This is a genomic window from Agrobacterium sp. SOY23 (assembly GCF_027212525.1).
In the GTDB taxonomy this organism is placed as follows: domain Bacteria; phylum Pseudomonadota; class Alphaproteobacteria; order Rhizobiales; family Rhizobiaceae; genus Agrobacterium; species Agrobacterium tumefaciens_I.
In genome coordinates this window covers 119,508-140,800 of the sequence record NZ_JAPWDT010000010.1, presented here as the reverse complement: position 1 = coordinate 140,800, position 21,293 = coordinate 119,508, and the positions used below count along the sequence as shown (strand labels likewise).

Annotated in this window: 17 protein-coding genes; 11 read left to right on the top strand and 6 right to left on the bottom strand. The window is 59.2% G+C overall.

All coding sequences use genetic code 11. The annotated features are described in order from the left end of the window. The first annotated feature begins 1 nt into the window (after position 1). From O3S81_RS23895 to O3S81_RS23880, 4 genes are all read left to right on the top strand, one after another. The gene (locus tag O3S81_RS23895; protein ID WP_269347208.1) at positions 2 to 1,351 is read left to right on the top strand and encodes an ammonium transporter; all 1,350 of its coding nucleotides are present in this window, start codon (positions 2 to 4) and stop codon (positions 1,349 to 1,351) included. Between the two features lie 217 nt (positions 1,352 to 1,568). After that, positions 1,569 to 4,235, top strand: a complete 2,667-nt coding sequence (locus O3S81_RS23890; RefSeq protein ID WP_269347207.1) for an FtsK/SpoIIIE family DNA translocase — start codon at positions 1,569 to 1,571, stop codon at positions 4,233 to 4,235. A 49-nt stretch (positions 4,236 to 4,284) separates the two neighbouring features. Further along, a complete protein-coding gene (locus O3S81_RS23885) occupies positions 4,285 to 5,010 on the top strand; it encodes an outer membrane lipoprotein carrier protein LolA (RefSeq protein WP_269347205.1) in 726 nt (241 codons plus the stop codon). Between the two features lie 160 nt (positions 5,011 to 5,170). After that, on the top strand, positions 5,171 to 5,974 hold the full coding sequence (locus O3S81_RS23880) for an exodeoxyribonuclease III (protein ID WP_269347203.1): 804 nt from the start codon (positions 5,171 to 5,173) through the stop codon (positions 5,972 to 5,974). 21 nt (positions 5,975 to 5,995) lie between these two features. Here O3S81_RS23880 and O3S81_RS23875 read toward each other — a convergent pair whose 3' ends face one another. After that, a complete protein-coding gene (locus tag O3S81_RS23875; protein WP_077981301.1) occupies positions 5,996 to 6,451 on the bottom strand; it encodes a cyclic nucleotide-binding domain-containing protein in 456 nt (151 codons plus the stop codon). A gap of 138 nt (positions 6,452 to 6,589) precedes the next feature. Then, positions 6,590 to 7,273, bottom strand: a complete 684-nt coding sequence (locus O3S81_RS23870) for a response regulator transcription factor (protein ID WP_003505216.1) — start codon at positions 7,271 to 7,273, stop codon at positions 6,590 to 6,592. Positions 7,274 to 7,559: 286 nt separating this feature from the next. On the opposite strand from O3S81_RS23870, the gene O3S81_RS23865 reads away from it, so the two are divergent. Then, a complete protein-coding gene (locus O3S81_RS23865) occupies positions 7,560 to 8,063 on the top strand; it encodes a L,D-transpeptidase family protein (protein WP_269347251.1) in 504 nt (167 codons plus the stop codon). Positions 8,064 to 8,136: 73 nt separating this feature from the next. On the opposite strand, the gene O3S81_RS23860 is transcribed toward O3S81_RS23865, so the two are convergent. Next, entirely contained in the window at positions 8,137 to 8,706 is a 570-nt protein-coding gene (locus tag O3S81_RS23860) for a CarD family transcriptional regulator (RefSeq protein WP_003505223.1), read from the bottom strand. A gap of 542 nt (positions 8,707 to 9,248) precedes the next feature. Between O3S81_RS23860 and O3S81_RS23855 the strand changes: the two genes are divergently transcribed. Next, entirely contained in the window at positions 9,249 to 14,009 is a 4,761-nt protein-coding gene (locus tag O3S81_RS23855; protein ID WP_269347200.1) for an NAD-glutamate dehydrogenase, read from the top strand. Between the two features lie 106 nt (positions 14,010 to 14,115). Beyond that, complete coding sequence (locus O3S81_RS23850; RefSeq protein ID WP_269347198.1) at positions 14,116 to 15,492, top strand: MFS transporter; 1,377 nt, start codon at positions 14,116 to 14,118, stop codon at positions 15,490 to 15,492. A gap of 60 nt (positions 15,493 to 15,552) precedes the next feature. Here the strand turns inward: O3S81_RS23850 and phaR are convergent, their stop codons facing one another. Then, positions 15,553 to 16,128, bottom strand: coding sequence for a polyhydroxyalkanoate synthesis repressor PhaR (gene phaR / locus O3S81_RS23845; RefSeq protein ID WP_269347196.1), 576 nt, complete (start codon positions 16,126 to 16,128; stop codon positions 15,553 to 15,555). 241 nt (positions 16,129 to 16,369) lie between these two features. Between phaR and O3S81_RS23840 the strand changes: the two genes are divergently transcribed. The 4 genes from O3S81_RS23840 to bfr all read left to right on the top strand — a co-directional run bounded on the left by O3S81_RS23840 (position 16,370) and on the right by bfr (position 19,434). Further along, positions 16,370 to 17,551: an acetyl-CoA C-acetyltransferase gene (locus O3S81_RS23840; RefSeq protein WP_269347195.1), complete on the top strand. Its 1,182-nt coding sequence runs from the start codon at positions 16,370 to 16,372 to the stop codon at positions 17,549 to 17,551. Positions 17,552 to 17,678: 127 nt separating this feature from the next. Then, positions 17,679 to 18,404, top strand: a complete 726-nt coding sequence (gene phbB, locus O3S81_RS23835) for an acetoacetyl-CoA reductase (protein ID WP_269347194.1) — start codon at positions 17,679 to 17,681, stop codon at positions 18,402 to 18,404. A gap of 267 nt (positions 18,405 to 18,671) precedes the next feature. Continuing rightward, on the top strand, positions 18,672 to 18,983 hold the full coding sequence (locus O3S81_RS23830; protein ID WP_269347193.1) for a (2Fe-2S)-binding protein: 312 nt from the start codon (positions 18,672 to 18,674) through the stop codon (positions 18,981 to 18,983). Then, positions 18,949 to 19,434 (top strand): bacterioferritin, encoded by a 486-nt coding sequence (bfr, locus tag O3S81_RS23825; RefSeq protein ID WP_269347192.1) that lies wholly within the window; start codon positions 18,949 to 18,951, stop codon positions 19,432 to 19,434. Before O3S81_RS23830 ends, bfr begins: the two co-directional genes overlap by 35 nt. Positions 19,435 to 19,492: 58 nt before the next feature. Here bfr and O3S81_RS23820 read toward each other — a convergent pair whose 3' ends face one another. Continuing rightward, positions 19,493 to 20,005: an RNA pyrophosphohydrolase gene (locus O3S81_RS23820; RefSeq protein WP_269347191.1), complete on the bottom strand. Its 513-nt coding sequence runs from the start codon at positions 20,003 to 20,005 to the stop codon at positions 19,493 to 19,495. Between the two features lie 45 nt (positions 20,006 to 20,050). Beyond that, entirely contained in the window at positions 20,051 to 21,250 is a 1,200-nt protein-coding gene (locus O3S81_RS23815) for a divergent polysaccharide deacetylase family protein (protein ID WP_269347190.1), read from the bottom strand. Between the last annotated feature and the right edge of the window lie 43 nt (positions 21,251 to 21,293).

Below are 21,293 nucleotides of genomic sequence, written 5' to 3'. Positions count from 1 at the left end.
TATGCAACTCAACAAGTTTTTGACGCTCGGCAAGCTGGGCGCCGCAGCGACGGCCCTGATGGCCCCGGCCATCGCCTTTGCCCAGGACGCAGCGCCGGCAGTGGCGGCAGCGGCTCCTGTTCCGGAAAAAGCCGACACCGCCTTCATGTATATCGCGACCATCCTCGTGCTGTTCATGATCATTCCCGGTCTGGCGCTGTTTTACGGCGGCCTAGTCCGCACCAAGAACATGCTCTCCGTTCTCATGCAGTGCACGGTCATCGGCGCGGTCATGATGCTCGTCTGGGTCATCTACGGCTACTCCTTCGCCTTCGGCGGCGGCACCGGCCCCTATTTCGGTGGCTTCGGCAAGCTGTTCCTGTCGGGCGTTTCGCTTGACAGCACCTCCGCGACTTTCTCGCAGGGTGTCGTGATCTACGAATACACCTTCATCGCCTTCCAGATGACCTTTGCGGCCATCACCCCGGCCCTGATCATCGGTGCTTTTGCGGAACGCGTGAAGTTCTCCGCGGTCATCCTGTTCACCATCCTGTGGGCCACCTTCGTTTATTTCCCGATCGCACACATGGTCTGGGATGCAAACGGCCTGATCTTCGGCATGGGCGCTCTCGACTTCGCCGGCGGCACCGTCGTTCACATCAATGCCGGTATCGCTGGCCTGATCGGTGCGATCATGGTTGGCAAGCGCACCGGCTTCGGCAAGGACATGATGGCTCCCCACTCCATGACGCTGACGCTGGTTGGCGCGGCCATGCTGTGGTTCGGCTGGTTCGGCTTCAATGCCGGTTCCAACCTCGAGGCATCGGGCGGTGCGGTTCTCGCAACCATGAACACCTTCCTCGCAACCGCTGCAGCCATCGTTTCCTGGTCGCTGGTTGAAAGCTTCACCCGCGGTAAGGCCTCCATGCTGGGCGCCGCCTCGGGCATGATCGCCGGCCTCGTCGCCGTCACGCCTGCTGCAGGCTCCGTCGGCCCGATGGGTGCGATCGTTCTCGGTCTCATCGTTTCGCCAATCTGCTACTTCTTTGTCTCCGTGGTGAAGAACAAGTTCGGTTATGACGATACTGCCGACGTCTTCGGCGTCCACGGCATCGGTGGCATCATCGGCGCACTCGGCACCGGCATCTTCACCTCGCCGCTGCTTGGCGGCACCGGCAAGGCCGATTTCTCCATCGCCTCGCAGGTCTGGACCCAGTTCGTTGCTGTCGCCATCACCATCGTCTGGTGCGCCGTCGTCTCGGCTATCCTCTACAAGATCGTCGACGTGATCGTTGGTCTTCGGGTCCCGGTCGAAGCCGAACGCGAAGGTCTCGACCTCGCAACCCACGGCGAAGCCGCTTACCACTCCTGATATCAGGGAAAAGGGGTTCTCCATCCCCTCTCCCGCAAGAAGGCCCGCTCCGGCGGGCCTTTTTCTTTGCCGTAAATCCGTGCGCGGCCTCAAAAAGCCGCATGGTTAACACGACATTAACCAGCAAGCGGTTAGTTTTCCCTGTCAATCCGGGATCAGGTCACCCTGCCGGATCTTGCCGAAACCACAAAACAACGGGTTCAGGGACATGGGCAGAATGCATTCTCCGACATTCGATGGTCGTCACACGCGCTTCGTGTTGACGGCGTTTTTCGTGCGTCAGATCATGGCTCTTGCCGGTTTCGCTCTTTTGGCCACGATAGCACTGGGAATTGCCGCGCTCGCCACATGGAATGTGGCGGATCCGAGCCTCTCCTACGCCACGGGAAACCAGCCCACCAATCTTCTGGGTTACAGCGGCGCGATCTTCGCCGATATCGTGATGCAGTTCCTCGGGCTTTCCGCCATCATCGCATTCCTGCCCATCATCGCCTGGGCAATCGCGCTCATCGCCGGACGCAAGTTCAATCGCATACCCGCCCGCCTCGTCGCATGGGTTGCGGGCGCCATCGTCTGCGCCGCCTCGCTCGGCTGTTTTCCGGCACCCGTCACGTGGCCCCTGCCGAACGGCATTGGTGGCGTCATCGGTGACATGATCCTGCGCTTTCCCGCGCTTTTCATCGGCGCTTATCCCACCGGCACGGTCGCCACCGTGCTCGGCGTCATATTCGCGGCGCCCGCCGCCTGGCTGATGCTGTTCGCTGCCGGTATTATCGGTGGCCTGGACGACGAGCTGGAGCGGGAAGAAGCTGTCCCGGTCGCCACCAGCAAGGCCCGCGCCACCCGTGAAGCCGAAGAGGATGACGAGGACGATGGTGAAGGTTTCTTCGCCAACATGCTCGCCTTCGGCGCTCTGACGCATTATTGGTATATCACCCAGGCGCGCTTCCGCCGCCTGTTCGGCCTGAAGTCGAAATCCCTGCATGAGGAATTCGAACACCCCTACGACTTCAACGAATATGAATTCGGCACGCTGAACGAACCTTCGCGCCTGAAGACCGCGATCAATCGTCTCGACCAGCGCGCAGAACCGTCTTTCGAAGAGCGTGCCGCATCGCGCCGGCAGATGTCGCCGCCCTCCATCGCGCTCGATCATGACGACGACATGGATGACGAGCCGTCTTTTGACGCAGACGGACGCAACCTGCCGAACGGCATTCTTTCCGACGACGAATCCGACCAGAGATTTACCGCCAGACAGGCCCCGGGACGCGGGCAGACCAAAATTACCGCGCCTTCCGCGCGACCGAAACCAAGCGAGCGCGTGGCAAGAGAGGCGCAGGCCTCCTTCATCGCCGCCGACGGTTTCCAGCTGCCCACCGTCCATCTTCTGGCCGAGCCGAAGAATGTCGTGCGTGACAATATGCTGAGCGAGGAAGTTCTCGAGCAGAATGCGCGTCTTCTGGAAGGCGTCCTCGAGGATTTCGGCGTCAAGGGCGAAATCATTCACGTCCGCCCCGGCCCGGTGGTGACACTTTACGAGCTGGAGCCGGCCCCCGGCATCAAATCCTCACGCGTCATCGGCCTTGCGGATGATATCGCCCGCTCCATGAGCGCGATCGCCGCCCGCGTCGCCGTCGTTCCCGGCCGCAATGCCATCGGCATCGAACTGCCGAACCAGACGCGCGAAACCGTATTCCTGCGGGAACTGATCGGCAGCCGCGACTTCGAAAACAGCAAGGCCAAGCTTGCCATGGCGCTCGGCAAGACCATCGGCGGCGAACCCGTCATCGCCGATCTCGCCAAGATGCCGCATCTACTGGTCGCCGGCACCACCGGTTCCGGTAAATCCGTCGCCATCAACACCATGATCCTGTCCCTGCTTTACCGCATGTCGCCGGAACAGTGCCGCCTGATCATGATCGATCCAAAAATGCTGGAACTGTCGATCTATGACGGCATTCCGCATCTGCTTTCCCCTGTCGTCACCGATCCGAAAAAGGCCGTCGTGGCCCTGAAATGGACGGTGCGCGAGATGGAAGAGCGTTACAAGAAGATGTCGAAGATCGGCGTGCGCAACATTGACGGCTTCAACAGCCGCGTGCAGCAGGCGCTGGACAAGGGCGAAATCCTCACCCGCACGGTGCAGACCGGCTTCGACCGCCAGACCGGCGAGGCGATCTACGAAACGGAAGAATTCGATCTGAAGCCCCTGCCCTATATCGTCGTCATCATCGACGAAATGGCCGACCTGATGATGGTGGCCGGCAAGGACATCGAAGGCGCGGTGCAGCGTCTGGCACAGATGGCGCGTGCCGCCGGCATCCACGTCATCATGGCCACCCAGCGGCCGTCCGTCGACGTGATCACCGGCACCATCAAGGCCAACTTCCCGACCCGCATTTCCTTCCAGGTCACGTCGAAGATCGACAGCCGCACCATCCTTGGAGAACAGGGCGCCGAACAGCTGCTCGGCATGGGCGACATGCTCTATATGGCAGGCGGCGGACGCATCCAGCGCGTGCACGGCCCCTTCGTCTCCGACAATGAAGTTGAAGAGATCGTCGCTTATCTGAAAACACAGGGCGCGCCGGAATATCTGGAAGCCATTACCGAAGAAGACGACGAGGACGGTGCTGGCGGCGGCCCGGTCGGCGGCGGCAGCTTCTCCGATTCCGAAGACCCCTACGATCAGGCCGTGGCCGTCGTGCTTCGCGATGGTAAAGCCTCCACCTCCTATGTGCAGCGGCGCCTCGGCATCGGCTACAACCGCGCCGCCTCGCTGATCGAACGCATGGAGCAGGAGGGCATTATCGGCCCCGCCAATCATGCCGGAAAACGCGAAATCCTCGTACCGACAGAAGCAGACATCATCGAGCGATAGAGCCGCAACCAAGCGGGGCCGAGAAGCGTTATTACACGCTTTCAACGTCATGAAGCCGCCGCCTTTTATGCGGACAATCGCTGCGATGAAGGAGAACAGAATGAACGACCTCACCACCGGCGAAACGGCCAATGCAAACGCGGCGCAGAGCGGCGTGACGCGACGTGGCGTGCTGACGGCATTTTCCATGGCTGCGGTGATCGCCGGCCTCGCGCCGCTCGACGCATTCGCCCAGGCAGCCGGCAATACCGCAACCGCGCAGAAAATCGCCAACCACTTCTCTTCGGTCAAAACCATGATGGGGGAATTCGTGCAGTTCGGCCCGCGCGGTGAGCAGACCGGCGGCAAATTCTACATCGAACGCCCCGGCAAGCTTCGCTTCAATTATGAAGACCCCTCGCCCATGCGCGTCATCGCCGACGGCAAGAATGTCGTCATCGGCAATATGAAGCTGAAGACATGGGATCTTTATCCGCTGTCAAAGACCCCGCTCAGCCTGCTTCTGTCCGACAAGATCGATCTCGGCAACCAGAAGGTCCGGGACGTGAAGGAAGAATCCGACCTGACCACCATCGTTCTCGGCGACAAGAGTGTGTTCGGCGATTCCACCATTACCCTGATGTTTGATCCGAAAACCTTCGATCTGCGGCAATGGACCACGACTGATGCCCAGAACAAGGACACGACCGTCATGATCTTCAACGTCCAGACCGGCGTGAACCTCGATGAGCGTGTCTTCAACATCAACTACGAGGAAGTCCGCAAAGGCGGCTGAGGCTTCAAGCCCGGGAAACGCTTCGAAAGGCGGCCTTGCGGCCGCCTTTTTCATTTTGCCGCTAAAATACATTCCCGTTTTCGTCACGATGTTATAAGCCTGCGCCCCGGAAACTTGCCGCGAACCATGCGGTTCAAGGCCGTAAAAGCGGAGCACATGCATGTCGTTTTCGATAACCACCTGGAACATCAATTCCGTAAGGCTCAGAATGCCGATCGTCGAACAGTTTCTGGTGCGTTACAAACCCGACATTCTCTGCCTGCAGGAAACGAAATGCCCGAATGGCGAGTTTCCGATGAAGCCGTTGAAGGCGCTGGGCTACGAACACGTCATCATTCACGGCCAGAAGGGCTATCACGGCGTCGCCATCGCCTCGAAAATTCCGCTGACCGAAGATCACCGGCAGGACTATTGCGGTGTGGGTGACGCGCGGCACATTTCCGCGATTTTCCAGGTCGGATCGCGCCGCGTGCGGCTACACAATTTCTACGTTCCGGCCGGCGGCGACGAGCCGGATCGGTCGATCAACCCGAAATTCGGCCACAAGCTCGATTTCATCGAGGAGATGAAGGCGCTACGCGCCGATGGCGCACCCGGCACCTCGTCCATTCTCGTTGGTGATCTCAACATCGCGCCGCTTGAAAACGACGTCTGGTCACATAAACAACTTCTGAAGATCGTCAGCCATACGCCCATCGAAACCGAAGGCATGCTGGACATCATGAAGAAGGGCAACTGGCTCGATCTGATGCGCCTGAACGTACCGGAAACGGAAAAGATCTATACTTGGTGGAGCTACCGCGCCAAGGATTGGGAAGCGGCTGATCGCGGCCGCCGCCTCGACCATATCTGGTCGTCTCAGGATCTCGGTTCCTCACTCGAAAAAATCGACATATTGCGCGAGGCCCGCGGCTGGAGCCGGCCGTCGGACCATGTTCCGGTCACCGCCCATTTCCGCTTCTGAGCAATGGGGTTTTGACTGGCGTCAGACGAAGCGGTTCTGCAAACGGGCCGCACCCGCCGCCAGCGACGCAATATTATCGCGAATACGCGCCGAGACGATATCGGCAACCTCCGGAAACTCCTCCACCAGCCGGTGAAAGAGGATGCGCGTTATCCGGATGACTTCGGAATCTTCCACCGCAACGGCAGTGAATTTTCTTTCGCAGAGGGTGAAAAGCGCAAGTTCCGAAAGCAGCGCCCCCTTGCCGGGTGTCGCCTGCAGCACGGGCTTGCCATCCCGCCCGGCCGTAAAAAGCTCGAAATGACCGGCCGTCACCGCAAAGGCGCATTCGGCCGGCGAATGTTCCCGGAACAATGTCTGGCCTGCCGAGACGCGACGGCGTTCGGCACCGAAAGCGATGAGCCGCAACTGGTCGTCGCTGAACCCGGCAAACAACGGCACTTGCCCCAGCAGAATGATATCGTCCGTCAAGGCCATGTCGTTCGTTACTCCGGAAAACCGCCTGCATCACTATAGCGGTTTTCCAATATCAGTCCTCAAAATACAAGATGTTGGAACCCCACGCATCTTTTCAGACGCGCGGCGTAAGCTTTCCAGCAATGAAAGGGCCCGCCCTCAGGGAACGATTTTATAGCCGCCGTTCTCGGTGACCAGAATTTCGGCATTGGAGGGGTCACGCTCGATCTTCTGGCGCAGGCGATAGACATGCGTTTCAAGCGTATGCGTGGTGACACCGGAATTGTAGCCCCAGACCTCTTCCAGCAGGACATCGCGGGTCACGACGGTGCTGCCGGCGCGGTAGAGATAACGAATGATCGCCGCTTCCTTTTCCGTCAGCCGGATTTTCTTGCCGTCTTCCGTCGTCAGCAGCTTCTGGCTGGGCTTGAACTGATAGGGACCGACGGTGAAAACCGCGTCCTCGCTCTGCTCATATTGGCGCAGCTGCGCCCGGATACGCGCCAGTAGCACGGCGAAGCGAAACGGCTTCGTCACATAGTCATTGGCGCCTGCTTCCAGCCCGAGGATCGTATCGGAATCGGTGTCATGACCGGTAAGCATAATGATCGGCGCCTTGAAGCCGCCCTTTCGCAACAGCTTCACCGCCTCTCGACCGTCCATGTCCGGAAGACCGACATCCATGATCAGAAGATCGACCTGGGCGGTCTTGGCGGTCTGCATCGCCTGCGCGGCATTTGCACCGCTGAGCAGCGAGAATTCCTCATAGGGAGACAGTTGCTCGGTCAGCGTCTCCCGAAGATCGTCGTCGTCGTCCACCAGAAGGATAGTGCGAGCCGTCATTCGGATTCTCAGCCTTTCTTACTTTAGCGCACAGGCCCGAAAATCGCGTTCGATTTTCGCAAAGCACAATGCCTAGTTTAAAAGAGTTAGAGCGTTCTCTCTACGCCCCAAAGGGCGCATGGTACTCTAATTGTCAGCCAATTCAGCGGTTTGCCGATAAAAGGTCAACCCATTGCCATGATATAACGAAGTGCTATGACTTCACGTTAGATAACCTGCAAAGCAAAATCTCGTGAAAAACATGAGCAAACAGCCCGTGAAGCAACATAAACGCGCATTGACGCTCATGGTTCGGCCCGCACCCTTGAAAATAAGCCGGGCGATCGTCCAGTTCGGGCATCTCACCTTTCCCGCCGCCATCGGGCGCAATGGCCGCACCGTGCTGAAACGCGAGGGAGACGGAAAATCCCCCATTTCCATCATCCGCCTGCTGCACGGATTTTATCGTGGCGACCGTAACACCGGCGTCACCACGGCTTTGCCGATGCAACGGACGCAAAAGTCCATGCTGTGGTGCGACGAGCCCCGTGACGCCAATTACAACAGGCTGGTCAAGGCGCCCTTTGCCCCAAGCCATGAGGAGATGATGCGCAAGGACGGCCTCTACAATGTCTGTCTGGTGCTGGACTGGAACATCACCTCAAGAAGCCGCAACCGCGGCTCGGCGATCTTCATGCATCTGATCCGGCCGGGATACGAACCGACCGCAGGCTGCGTCGCCCTGCACCCCCGCGACATGCGGCGCATTCTGCCGCATCTGCGCAAGGGCATGAAAATACGCATCCTGTGATGAGCGCCTTATCGACCAGGCAACAAAAAACCCGCCATCAAGGCGGGTTTTTTTAGAAGGAAAAGGCCGGTTATTAAGCGGCTTCGTCCTGAGAATCGTCCTCTTCAACGGTCTTGCCGCGCTTGGGGCCCTTGGCAAGGTTGACTTCCACCAGGCGGACAGCCTCGGTTTCGGACATCTTGTTGACGGCGGCGATCTCGCGCGCCATGCGATCGAGAGCAGCTTCGTAAAGCTGACGCTCGGAATAGGACTGCTCCGGCTGGTTTTCCGCACGGTAAAGATCGCGCACAACTTCCGCAATCGCGATGAGATCGCCGGAATTGATCTTCGCATCATATTCCTGCGCGCGGCGCGACCACATGGTACGCTTCACACGCGCCTTGCCCTGCACCACTTTCAGTGCCCGCTCGACAAAATCGCCTTCGGAAAGCTTGCGCATACCGATGCTGACGGCTTTGGCGACGGGAACTTTAAGACGCATCTTGTCTTTTTCGAAATCAATGACAAAAAGCTCAAGCTTCATGCCGGCGACTTCTTGTTCCTCGATGGCAGAAATGGTACCGACACCATGAGCGGGATACACAATCGCTTCACCGGTTTTAAAACCGTGATGTGCTGGAGATTTCTTCTGCTGGGTCGTCATTCGTTCTAAAAACTCCCTGTTACATACCCGGGGATGCCGGGGTTGGGTCGGTCAGGCCCTGATGAGACGGGGGAACCGTCAGGTGACTCCGCACTGGTCCAGCCGTGCACGCAAAAACACACCTTCCCGTCTTGCGGGGTTCGATAACGTAAACGCTCGATATGTCACGGAAACCGCGTGCAAAAGAGGTGTTGCTTTCGTGGTGTTTTTGGGCACACAAATGCCACGCTGTGGATCAGTGTCGTTGGTGTACCACAAAAATAGGCGCAAATCAATAATTTGCTTCGACCGTGGCCGCAACATCACATGGCAGCCAAAGAACCGCCTAAAAATTAGCCGCTAAAATACTGTCAAATGCTTCGCGACAGACCCTCATGGCAAAAGAAGCAAAAAAATTTCACTTACCGACTGAAGAAACACGAAAGCCTCTTAAACTCTTCGTAATTCCACGCCAATATCCGATTCGACTGAAAAGGCAAAATCCGTAAATTGGCGGTGCTTTTTTACATTAAAGTGTGATTTTTTGGAGGAATCCACGTCAAATGGGCTACAGAAATAATCCAAAACGCGAAAAACAGATCGAAAAAGCGCGTCAGCAGGCAATTGCCGAAAATGTCCAATTTCTTGATCCAGGTATTCTTTATGGAAGGTCAAGTGCCGACGATATAGAATATTATTCCGCGGAGATGCTGGCGGCGAGCGCAGCCCACAGCTTCGAGGCGCTTTCGCACTGGACCGGAGAAGCGCCCCACATCAGCATCACCCCGGTGGAAGGAGTTTCGCCGCGCGATATTCCGGTAACGGTTCTGACCATTATCGGCCGCAACATGCCCTTCCTCTACGATTCCGTCATGGGCGAAGTCACCAGCAGCTATCGCGGCCTTTACCTCGCCGTGCACCCCATTCTCGTTCGCGATGACGATGCGCAGGCCGGTTACCGCCTTGCCGAGCCCGAGGACGATCCCGCCGAGAATATCAGCCTTATCCAGCTGCATATCGCGCCGCTGACGCCGCAGGCCGCCGCAGCGCTGGAAGAGCGGCTGCGCTTCGTGCTCACACAGGTGCAATCCGCCTATCGCGACTGGCGGCCGATGCTGGCGAAACTCGATGAAGCGCTGGATGAATTGTCCAAGCGCGGCTCGTCGCGGCGCAAGACCGAGCGGGCGGAAGCCGTCGAATTCCTCAACTGGCTTCGCAACGACAATTTCACCTTCCTCGGCATGCGCGACTACACCTATTCCGGCAAGGGAAAGAACGCGAAGGTCGAGCGCGGTGACGGCGTCGGCCTCGGCAGCCTGAGTGATCCCGATGTGCGCGTCCTGCGCCTCGGCAAGAACGCCGTGACGACGACGCCCGAAATTCTCGCCTTCCTCGACGGCCCGGATTTCCTCATCGTCACCAAGGCGAATGTGAAATCCATCGTGCACCGCCGCGCCTATATGGATTATATCGGCATCAAGCGCTTCGACGAGGACGGCAATGTCATCGGCGAATTGCGCATCGTTGGCCTGTTCACGGCGACGGCCTATACACGTTCGGTCAAGCAGATCCCGCTGCTGCGCGCCAAGGTGGCGGAAGTCGAGCGGCATTTCGGCTTCGATCCGAACAGCCACTCCGGCCGAATCCTGCAAAACACACTGGAAGCCTATCCCCGCGACGATCTCTTCCAGATCGAGACCGATCTCCTCATCCGCTTCATTGAGCAGATCATGGAACTAAGCGACCGGCCGCGTGTGCGCGTGCTTGCCCGTATCGATCGTTTCGACCGCTTCGTCTCCGCCATCATCTTCGTGCCGCGCGAGGAATATAACTCCTATGTCCGCGAGAAGATCGGCGACTATCTGAGCAAGGTCTATGATGGGCACATTTCCGCTTATTACCCCGCCTTCCCGGAAGGCGCCGTCGCCCGCGTGCATTTCATCGTCGGCCGCACGGAAGGCAAGACGCCGCGCATCGCCCAGGACAGGCTTGAAGACGCCGTCAGTGATATCGCGGCACGCTGGATAGACCATTTCATCGCCCTTTCCGAACCCGGCGCGCCGGTGCTGGAGGTCGATCAGGCCTATCAGGAAGCCTTCACGCCGGAAGAGGCGATCGGCGACATGCAGGATATTCTGGGCGCTGCGAAGGGTGAGCCGGTCCGCATCGAATTTTACCAGCAGGAAGGCCAATCGGCCGAAACGCTGTCGCTGAAGATCTTCCACCGCGACGGCCACCTTCCCCTCTCAAGGCGCGTGCCTCTGCTCGAAAATCTGGGCTTCAACGTCATCAGCGAACGCACCTTCGATATCGGTGTCGTTTCGGAAGGCGAAAAGCGCGACATCGTGCTGCACGATATGGAACTCTCCGTCGCAGCCGGCACGACGCTCGACCTTCCGCATTACGGGCCAAAACTCGAGGAAGCTTTCCTTGCCGCTTTCTCCGGCAAGGTGGACAATGACAACTTCAACCGCCTGATCCTCGCCTGCGGCCTGACCGTGCGCGAAGTTTCCGTGCTGCGCGCCTATGCCCGTTATCTGCGCCAGACCGGCATCGTCTATTCGCAGGAGCATATTTCCGAAACGCTCTATAAATATCCAGCGATTTCCCGGAATATTTTCGCGCTGTTCAAGGCTGGCTTCGATCCATCCGTCGAAGAAAAGAAGCGGGTGAAGAAACTCGCGGAGATTCACAAGGCGATCGAAGCCGCGCTGAGCGGCGTTCCCAATCTCGATGAGGACCGCACGCTGCGGCGTTACGTCAACGCCATCGATGCGACGCTGCGCACCAACTACTTCCAGAAAAATGCCGACGGTACCCCGCGTGACCTTCTGGCATTCAAGTTTGATCCGAAACATCTGGATGGCCTGCCCGACCCCCGCCCCTTCCGCGAAATCTTCGTTTACGGCACCGAAGTCGAAGGCGTGCACCTGCGCTTCGGCAAGGTGGCGCGCGGCGGTCTACGCTGGTCGGATCGCGGTCAGGATTACCGCACCGAAGTGCTTGGTCTCGTCAAGGCGCAGCAGGTAAAGAATGCCGTCATCGTGCCGGTCGGCGCCAAGGGTGGCTTCTTCCCGAAGAACCTGCCCGCCGGCGGATCCCGCGACGAGGTCTTTAATGCCGGCCGCGAGGCCTACAAGACCTATATCCGCACCTTGCTGTCGATTACCGATAATATCGTTGACGACGCCATCGTGCCGCCGGCCGATACGTTACGGCTCGACGGTGACGACCCCTATTTCGTTGTCGCCGCCGACAAGGGAACGGCTACCTTCTCCGACACGGCGAACGGCCTTGCCCGCGAAGCCGGTTTCTGGTTGGACGATGCCTTCGCATCGGGTGGTTCCGCCGGTTACGATCACAAGAAGATGGGCATCACCGCCCGTGGCGCCTGGGAGACAGTAAAGCGCCATTTCCGTGAAATGGACACCGACATCCAGACCACGCCGTTCACCGTGGCCGGTGTGGGCGACATGTCCGGCGACGTTTTCGGCAACGGCATGCTGCTATCGGAAAAGATCCGGCTGATCGCCGCCTTCGATCACCGCGACATCTTCATCGATCCGGATCCCGATACCGACAGGTCCTTTGCCGAACGCAAGCGGCTTTTCGAACTGCCACGCTCCAGCTGGCAGGATTATGACCGTTCGGCTCTCTCGGCTGGTGCGATGATTATCTCCCGCTCCGAAAAATCGGTGACGCTGACGCCGGAAGCTGTGGCCGCCATCGGCATCGACAAATCCGTCGCCACGCCCTTCGAGATCATGACGGCCATCCTGAAGGCGCCGACCGATCTCCTCTGGTTCGGCGGCATCGGCACCTATATCAAGGCGGCGGTGGAAACCAATGCCGAGGTGGGTGACAGGGCAAACGACCCGATCCGCGTCAACGCCACGGAGCTGCGCGCCAAGGTCATTGGCGAAGGCGCCAATCTCGGCATCACCCAGAAGGGCCGCATTGCCTATGCGCTTGCGGGCGGGCGTTGCAACTCTGATGCCATCGACAATTCGGCGGGCGTCAACTCCTCCGACGTAGAGGTCAATATCAAGATCGCGCTTGCTTCCGCCGTCAACAGCGGTCGCCTGACGATGCCGAAACGCAACCAGCTTCTTGCCTCCATGACGCCGGAAGTGGCCCAGCTGGTGCTGCGCAACAACTACCTGCAATCGCTGGCGATCTCGCTGACGGAGCGGCTGGGGCTGGCGAACCGCGAGGAACTCGGCCGCCTGATGGGTGCGCTGGAAGCGAGCGGGCAGCTGAACCGCAAGGTGGAAACCCTGCCGAACAATGCCGAGTTCAGCGAAAGATACGCCGCTGGCAAGCCGCTCACCCGGCCGGAAATCGGCGTGCTGCTGTCCTATGCCAAGCTGACCCTGTTCGACGCACTGGTGGCAAGCCCGCTTCCGGATGAGCCCTATCTTCAACATCTGCTGGCCGACTATTTCCCGGCCAAGATGCAGAAGAACTATGCGGACGATATCAAGGCGCATCGCCTGCACCGCGAAATCGTCGCGACCGCGCTCGCCAATGCCGTGGTCAATCGCGGTGGCCCGGGCTTCGTGCAGAAACTTGCGGATGCAAGCGGTCTGCTCGCCGCCGACGTGGTCAAGGCGGCGGTGATCGTCGAGGACGGTTTCGGCCTCAAACGCCTGTGGGGCGAGGTCGATGCGCTTGACGGCAAGGTGGGCGGTGAGGTCCAGAACGGGCTTTATGCCACGATCACCCGCATCTTCTCCGATGCGAGCAGGCTTTACCTGCAGACCGGCAGCGCCGGCGCGGCAACGGGTGACATGGCGGGGGAGATCGAACGCCTGAAAACCGCGATCAAGACGCTGTCGCCGGCGGCGGCGAAATATCGCCGCGAGCTCGGCATTACGGAAATCGACGGGGTTCCTGCCGGTCTTCTGGAAGAGCTGGATACGCTTTCCCTGCTGGTCTATGTGCCGGAGATCATGCGTATCGCGGAAAGTGCGGGTACAACGCTCGCCCGCGCCGCCGAAAGCTATGCCACCGTCTCCTCGACCTTCCGTGTGGCGCGTCTGCTGGATGCCAGCCAGCGCATCACGCCGGCGGACCACTATGAGAGCCTGGCTCTCCTGCGCAGCCAGGACCAGATTTCCTCGTCGAGACGCCGTATCGTCATCTCGGCCCTGACCGAGTATGCGAAGGAGAAGGACCCGGTTCAGGCATGGTATGCCGCCGACCGCGTGCGGGTGAACCGCATCGTCTCCGAACTCGGCACGCTCAGTGAAAGCGGCGACACCAACCTCGCCCGCCTGACCGTAGCAGCCGGGCTGCTTGGTGATATCGTTCAGGCACGCTGATCGCCACCCGAACAACGCCATCCGGGTCATCGCCCGGATGGCGGCAAACGACGCACTTGCGCCAGCCTCGCACATTTTATCCCCCGATTTCCCGATAGGACGATGAATGACTGTCCCCTCCCCAAACGCGGAAACAGTGGTTGCCAAACGCGGCATCTGGGGCTGGGTCATGTTCGACTGGGCGGCGCAGCCGTTTTTCACGGTCGTCACCACCTTCATTTTCGGTCCTTATTTCGTCGCCCGCCTCACCGATGATCCGATTTCGGCGCAGGCGACGTGGAGCAACATGGCGACGGTGTCGTCGATCATCATCGCCCTCTTCTCCCCCATCCTTGGCTCCATCGCCGACCAATCCGGCGCGCGCAAACCGTGGATCGCCTTTTTTGCCGTCATCAAGATCGTCAGCCTGTTTTTCCTCTGGTTTGCGGCACCGGGCTCGCCAGTCATTCTGCCGGTCATCTGCATGATCCTCGCCTCCATCGCGGCGGAATTCTCGATTGTCTTCAATGATTCCATGATGCCGCGGCTGACCAATCCGCAAAATGTCGGGCGCATCTCCAATCTTGCCTGGGGGCTCGGTTATCTCGGTGGAATGGTGGTGCTGATTGCCGTGGTGGCACTTCTCGCCGCCAACCCGCAGACGGGGCTGACGATCGCCGGTATCAAACCTCTTTTTGGTCTCGATCCGGCAAGCGGCGAGGACGCCAGAATAACCGGCCCGCTTGCCGCGCTCTGGTATCTCGTCTTCATTCTGCCGATGTTCCTTTTGACCCCGGATGCTGAAAAGGGCCTGCCCTTTGCAGCCGCGATCCGCTCTGGACTTGGTGAGCTGAAGATTACGCTCCGCGAGCTTCGCTACCGCCCCACGCTGTTGCGGTTCCTGATAGCACGCATGCTCTATCAGGATGGCGTCAATGGCGTGCTGATCCTCGGCGGCGCCTTTGCCGCCGGCATGTTCGGTTGGGCGACAATGGAAATCGGCCTCTTCGGTATCCTGCTCAATATCGTCGCGATAGCTGGCTGCTTTGCCGCCGGCCGCGTCGACCAGAAGCTCGGCTCGCGCGTCACCATCCTCATCAGTCTGGTGCTGCTGCTGCTCGCCACGGTCGGCATTGTCTCGACAGAAAAGGGTTCCACCCTGTTCGGCTGGGTGCAATTATCGACCGCCGACAATGGCGGTATCTTCGCGACAGGCGCGGAAAAGGCCTATCTGCTGTATGGCGTGCTGATCGGCCTTGCTTTCGGTCCCGTTCAGGCCTCTTCACGCTCTTATCTCGCCCGCAATATCACCGTGGCAGAGGCCGGCCGTTATTTCGGCATCTATGCACTTTCCGGGCGCGCCACGAGTTTCATGGCCACGCTCTCGTTTTCCATAGCAACCTATATAAGCGGCTCCGCCCATATCGGCATGGCCACGCTCATCGTTTTCCTGGGGGCTGGGTTCCTGCTTCTGCTGCGCGTGCCGGAAAGAACGACAGGCTGAAAGTCTGAAGCAGCAGCCGATGCGGTAGTCCAATCCGGCATCGGCCTGGATAAGGCAGAATTAGAGCTGGTCGAGTTTTTGCTGCAATGCGCGTAGCTGCGCCTTCAGCTCATCGATCTCGGATGCATTCGGCTTGCGGGTTTCCTTCGGCGCCTGCGGCATTGCAAAAGGCGTGAAACCCTGCATGGCCTGGCGGAAAAGTTCCGTGTTGCGGCGGATCTGCTCTTCCATCATCTGCAACGGCGCCTGAAAATTGCGGGCAAGCGAACCGTCGCCGAAAGCCTTGGCCATATGCTCCTGCATCTGGCTCTGCTGGTCGGAAAATGTCTTCATCGAATGTTCGAGGAATGTCGGCACGACCATCTGCATCTGGTCGCCGTAATAGGAGATCAATTGCCGCAGAAACGCCGTCGGCAGCAGCGTATTGCCGGTTTTAGCCTCCTGCTCGACGATGATCTGCGTCAGTACCGCATGGGTGATGTCCTCGGACGACTTGGCGTCCTGTACCTTGAACTCCTCGCCGCGCTTGACCATCTGCGCGAGATCATCGAGCGTGACGTAAGTGCTCGTGCCGGTATTATAGAGCCGCCGGTTGGCATATTTTTTAATGATTGTTTCGCCGTCGTGTTTCGCCATGCCCGCCTCCTCGCGATGATGGTATTTTCTTGTTTTTTGGTGTTCTTGCTCTTCCCGCGCGAAGTGTATGCGCAAAACAAGCCGTCTGACAAATGTTTTGTGCATCGCAACAGTTTGTTTTTTGCGCAGCAATTTTCGGCAAGATTCTCGTGTAATTTAGCAACATCTTTTAAAGTAACTTTCGCCATTTGACTTGCATTAAAAGCTTTGTCAGTCTCCGCCGCCTGTGAGGAGAATTGATATGACCCTGCCTTCAATTGTGATTGCCAGTGCCGCCCGCACCGCCGTCGGCTCTTTCAATGGCCACTTCGCCAACACGCCCGCCCACGAGCTTGGCGCGACCGTTATCAATGCGGTGCTCGAGCGCGCCGGCGTCACCGCCAGTGAAGTCGATGAGGTCGTTCTCGGTCAGGTTCTGACAGCCGGTGAGGGGCAGAACCCGGCACGGCAGGCGGCGATGAAGGCCGGCATCCCACAGGAAGCGACCGCCTTCGGCATCAATCAGCTCTGCGGCTCCGGCCTGCGCGCCGTCGCGCTCGGCATGCAGCAGATCGTCACCGGCGATGCGGCCATCGTCATTGCCGGCGGCCAGGAATCCATGTCCATGGCGCCCCACTGCGCGCATTTGCGCGGCGGTGTGAAGATGGGCGACTTCAAGATGATCGACACCATGTTGAAGGACGGCCTGACCGACGCCTTTTACGGCTACCACATGGGCATCACCGCTGAAAATATCGCCCGGCAATGGCAGCTTTCCCGCGACGAGCAGGACCAGTTCGCCGTTGCATCGCAAAACAAGGCCGAGGCCGCGCAAAACGCTGGTCGTTTCACGGACGAGATCGTGGCTTTCACGGTGAAGGGTCGCAAGGCCGACATCGTCATCGATGCGGACGAGCACATTCGCGCCGGCGCATCGCTGGAAACCATGGCCAAGCTGCGCCCCGCCTTTGACAAGGAGGGTACGGTTACGGCCGGCAACGCCTCCGGCCTGAATGACGGCGCAGCCGCCACACTTTTGATGTCCGAGCAGGAGGCCGGAAGGCGTGGCATCAAGCCGCTGGCGCGTATCGCCTCCTGGGCGACGGCGGGTGTCGATCCGCAGATCATGGGCACCGGCCCCATTCCCGCCTCCCGCAAGGCGCTGGCCAAGGCCGGCTGGTCTATCGGTGATATCGGCCTTGTCGAGGCCAACGAAGCCTTTGCCGCCCAGTCCTGCGCGGTGGTGCGCGAACTGGGCCTCGATCCTGCGATCGTCAACGTCAATGGCGGGGCGATCGCCATCGGCCATCCGATCGGCGCTTCGGGCGCACGTGTCCTGAACACCCTGATTTACGAGATGCGCCGCCGTAACGTGTCCAGGGGCCTCGCAACGCTCTGCATCGGTGGCGGCATGGGTGTCGCCATGTGCATCGAGGCGCTCTGAAACCACTTTGCGGCTTTCCAAAAAGCAATTCCGGTTCGACGGACAATAGGGTAGAAGCGGCCTCCCATTGGCCGCATTTCTGTGGCCGTTGAGCACGGTTAAAGCAGTTCTGGAAATGGAGGCCGATATGAGCCGGGTTGCGTTGATTTCCGGCGGGACGAGCGGCATAGGCGCCGCGATTGCCCGCGCTTTGCAGGCGGCCGGTTACCGGGTGGCCGTCAACTACGCCTTCACGACGGACAGGGCGGAAGCCTTCCAGAAGGAAACCGGCATCCCGGCGTTCCAATGGGATGTGCGTGACTACGACGCCTGCGTCGGTGGCGTCGCCAGGGTGGAAGAGACCTTCGGGCCGGTCGAAATCCTCGTCAACAATGCCGGCATCACCCGCGATGCGATGTTTCACAAGATGTCGCCGCAGCAATGGCGCGAGGTGATCGACACCAATCTCACCGGCGTCTTCAACATGACCCATCCCGTATGGCCCGGCATGCGCGACCGTGGCTTCGGCCGCATCGTCAACATCTCCTCCATCAATGGCCAGAAGGGCCAGGCGGGACAAGCCAATTATTCCGCCTCGAAAGCGGGCGATATCGGCTTCACCAAGGCGCTTGCCCAGGAAGGCGCCAGCCGCAATATCACCGTCAACGCCATCTGCCCCGGCTATATCGGCACGGAGATGGTGCGGGCGATACCGGAGAAGGTTCTGGCCGAACGGATCGTGCCGCAAATTCCCGTCGGGCGACTGGGCGAGCCGGAAGAAATCGCGCGCTGCGTCCTGTTTCTGGTGTCCGACGAGGCCGGCTTTATCACCGGCTCCACGATGACGGCCAATGGCGGGCAATATTTCGCCTGAGGGCATCGATCCCCGCCCTGCCGGCCGGCGAAACCCAGTAAACTTTTCGTGATATCGCCGCCGGCAATTGTGCCGCGCACAAAAACTTGAAGACAAAATACCGGAAAGATCAAAACCCTAAACTAATGAAAACACGATAGTTTCCGTATAGTTTAGAATGAGTCTAGAAAACTTGCGGCGGTTCGCCAGGAGGTTTTTCTTGACATTTGCTGTCCTGTTTTGGTTTAAGAATGAAAACAACGTGTTGCGTCATACAGGCAGTCCATCATGCTGGTTTGCAGCTGCAATTACATTACCGATCATGAGATCCGGGACGTCATCAACGAACTCCTCGACGAGGACTGTTGGCAGCTCATCGTTCCTGCAAAAGTGTATCACGCCATGGAAAAACGCGGTCGCTGCTGCGGCTGTTTTCCAACCGTTGTCGACCTGATCATCAAAACCACCGAAGAATATCACGCCCGTCGCCACTCGACTGAGGCCGATGTTTTTGATTTTATGTCCCGCCTGAAGCAATTCCATGAAGAGAACAGGAGAGCGGACATTGAAAGGCGACAAAAAAGTCATCGAGCGGCTTAACGAAGCCCTTTTTCTCGAACTCGGTGCGGTAAACCAGTACTGGCTTCACTATCGACTGCTGGAAGACTGGGGCTACACGAAGCTCGCCAAGAAGGAACGCGCTGAGTCCATCGAGGAAATGCAGCACGCCGACAAGCTGGTCGCACGCATCATCTTCCTCGAAGGCCATCCCAACCTTCAAACCGTTGCGCCGCTGCGCATCGGCCAGAACGTCAAGGAAGTTCTGGAATCGGACCTCGCCGGCGAATACGACGCCCGCACGTCCTACAAGAAGTCGCGCGAAATCTGTTATGAGGCCGGAGACTACGTCTCCATGAAGCTTTTCGAAGAACTGCTGGCCGATGAGGAAGGTCATATCGACTTCCTCGAAACCCAGCTCGAACTGCTCGGCAAGATCGGGGCTGAAAAATACGGCCAGCTCAACGCTGATTCCGCCAACGAAGCGGAATAAGCCTTTACCATTGAAGAGAAAAAGGCGGCCATTGGCCGCCTTTTTATTTGCCGGATGATTATTTGCCGGAAAGGTGCTGGAATTCCGTAACCACCTTCTCGTAGACCGCGCGCTTGAACGGCACGATCAATTCGGGAAGGCTTTCCATCGGCTTCCAGTCCCAGGCGTCGAATTCGGCTGTATGTCCCGTTGGTGGCGGATCGATCTGGATTTCGCTTTCGTCACCCTCGAAACGGAATGCGAACCAGCGCTGTGCCTGGCCGCGATATTTGCCCCTCAGACCGATACCGATCAGTTCGGGCGGCAGATCGTAGTGAATCCAGTCGCTCGCCTCCGCAAGCAGACTCACCGTTTTCATGCCCGTCTCTTCGTAGAGCTCACGAATGGCGGCCGTCAAAGGCCGTTCGCCGTCGTCGATGCCGCCTTGCGGCATCTGCCACAAATGCGGTGAGCCATCATATTCGGAATTGCCTTCCTTGATACGCCGGCCGGCCCAGACAAGGCCCTCGGCGTTCAGCACCATAATTCCCGCACAGGGACGGTAAGGCAAATCTTCTGCTTTGATTGTCATGGGAAACCCGCACTATCTGGGCGCCGGAAATGGCGCAGGCAAGGTTTACTGCCCTGCCTGCCCGGAAACAAGCGCAGAAACGCCGACGATCTCGATGCCGCGTCCGCCAGCCTCGCGCGACCACTTCGAGATCGCCGCAATGCTTTCATCGAAAGCCGAAGCAACGCCGATCGCCTGGCCATTACGCCTCGCAATTCGCTCCAGCTCATCCAGCTTGCGCAGAATGGAAGCTTCTGTCACTTCGCCGTCGAGCAAAATATCGGCAAAACCCTGTGGGGCGGAAATCGCCTTGGCGATACCACCGCTCAGCGACTGCGCCGAAGAGCCATCATCCAGAAACAGCAGGCCGCGCTTGCCGATATCGCGCATCACCGGCTCCAGCGCCGCCTGCTCGGCAAGAAAACGCCCGCCAAGATAATTCATGATGCCGGTATAATTGGTGATTTTCGCCATGGAGCGATGCAGCCGGTCGATATTGACCTTGGCTGGATCGCCCGCCAGCAGCGTGTCCGGTCCGGGATTGGTACCCGGATAACCGAACGGTTCCAGCGGGATTTGCAGAAGAATTTCATGCCCTTCACGGCGCCCTTCCTGCATCCAGCGCTGCAGGCTGTTGCCGCTGGCGGCAAAACCGAGCGTCACCTCCGGCGGCAATTCCCGGATCGCTTTTTGCGAACCCGTCTGGCTGAGACCGAGGCCACCGACCACGATCGCCACCCGGGTGCCGCGTGCGCCGGACCATGGCCGCGCATATTGCTCCATCGGCCGCAAACCATCCGCGCCGATGACCGGCAACCTGCCGAATGCGGTCTCTTCCAGCAATTCCTCATTAGGTCGCGTCGCCATACGCGGGTCCTGACCATAGGTCTGGCCGCTCATCAGCACCGGCCCATCACCCTCGCGCGGGCGGGGAGAATAAACCGATACGACATTACCGTCCGGCATTGTCTCACGATTGATATTGGCGCCCGACCGCCCACTTTGCGGCTGCAGGCCAGCGGTGTCGCCGGGAGCCGTCACATCGGCCGGTGCCGCTGCAGGCGTCTTTTCGGCAAGCTGAGGTTTTGCCTCCGGCCCGGTCGCCGTCTTCTGCAAATTGCCGGGCGAAAGCGCCGTATAGACGGACAAGCCGCCGATTGAGAAAACCGCAAGCACCGACAGAGCCATAATGACGGAAAAGCGCCGGTTGATACCGGCGCTTTTTTTCTGACGACCCAAAAGCGGTTTTCGCAGGTCCGAAGGCAATGAACGATCCGTCCAAACGGTTGGGCAATAGACAGAATGCGCC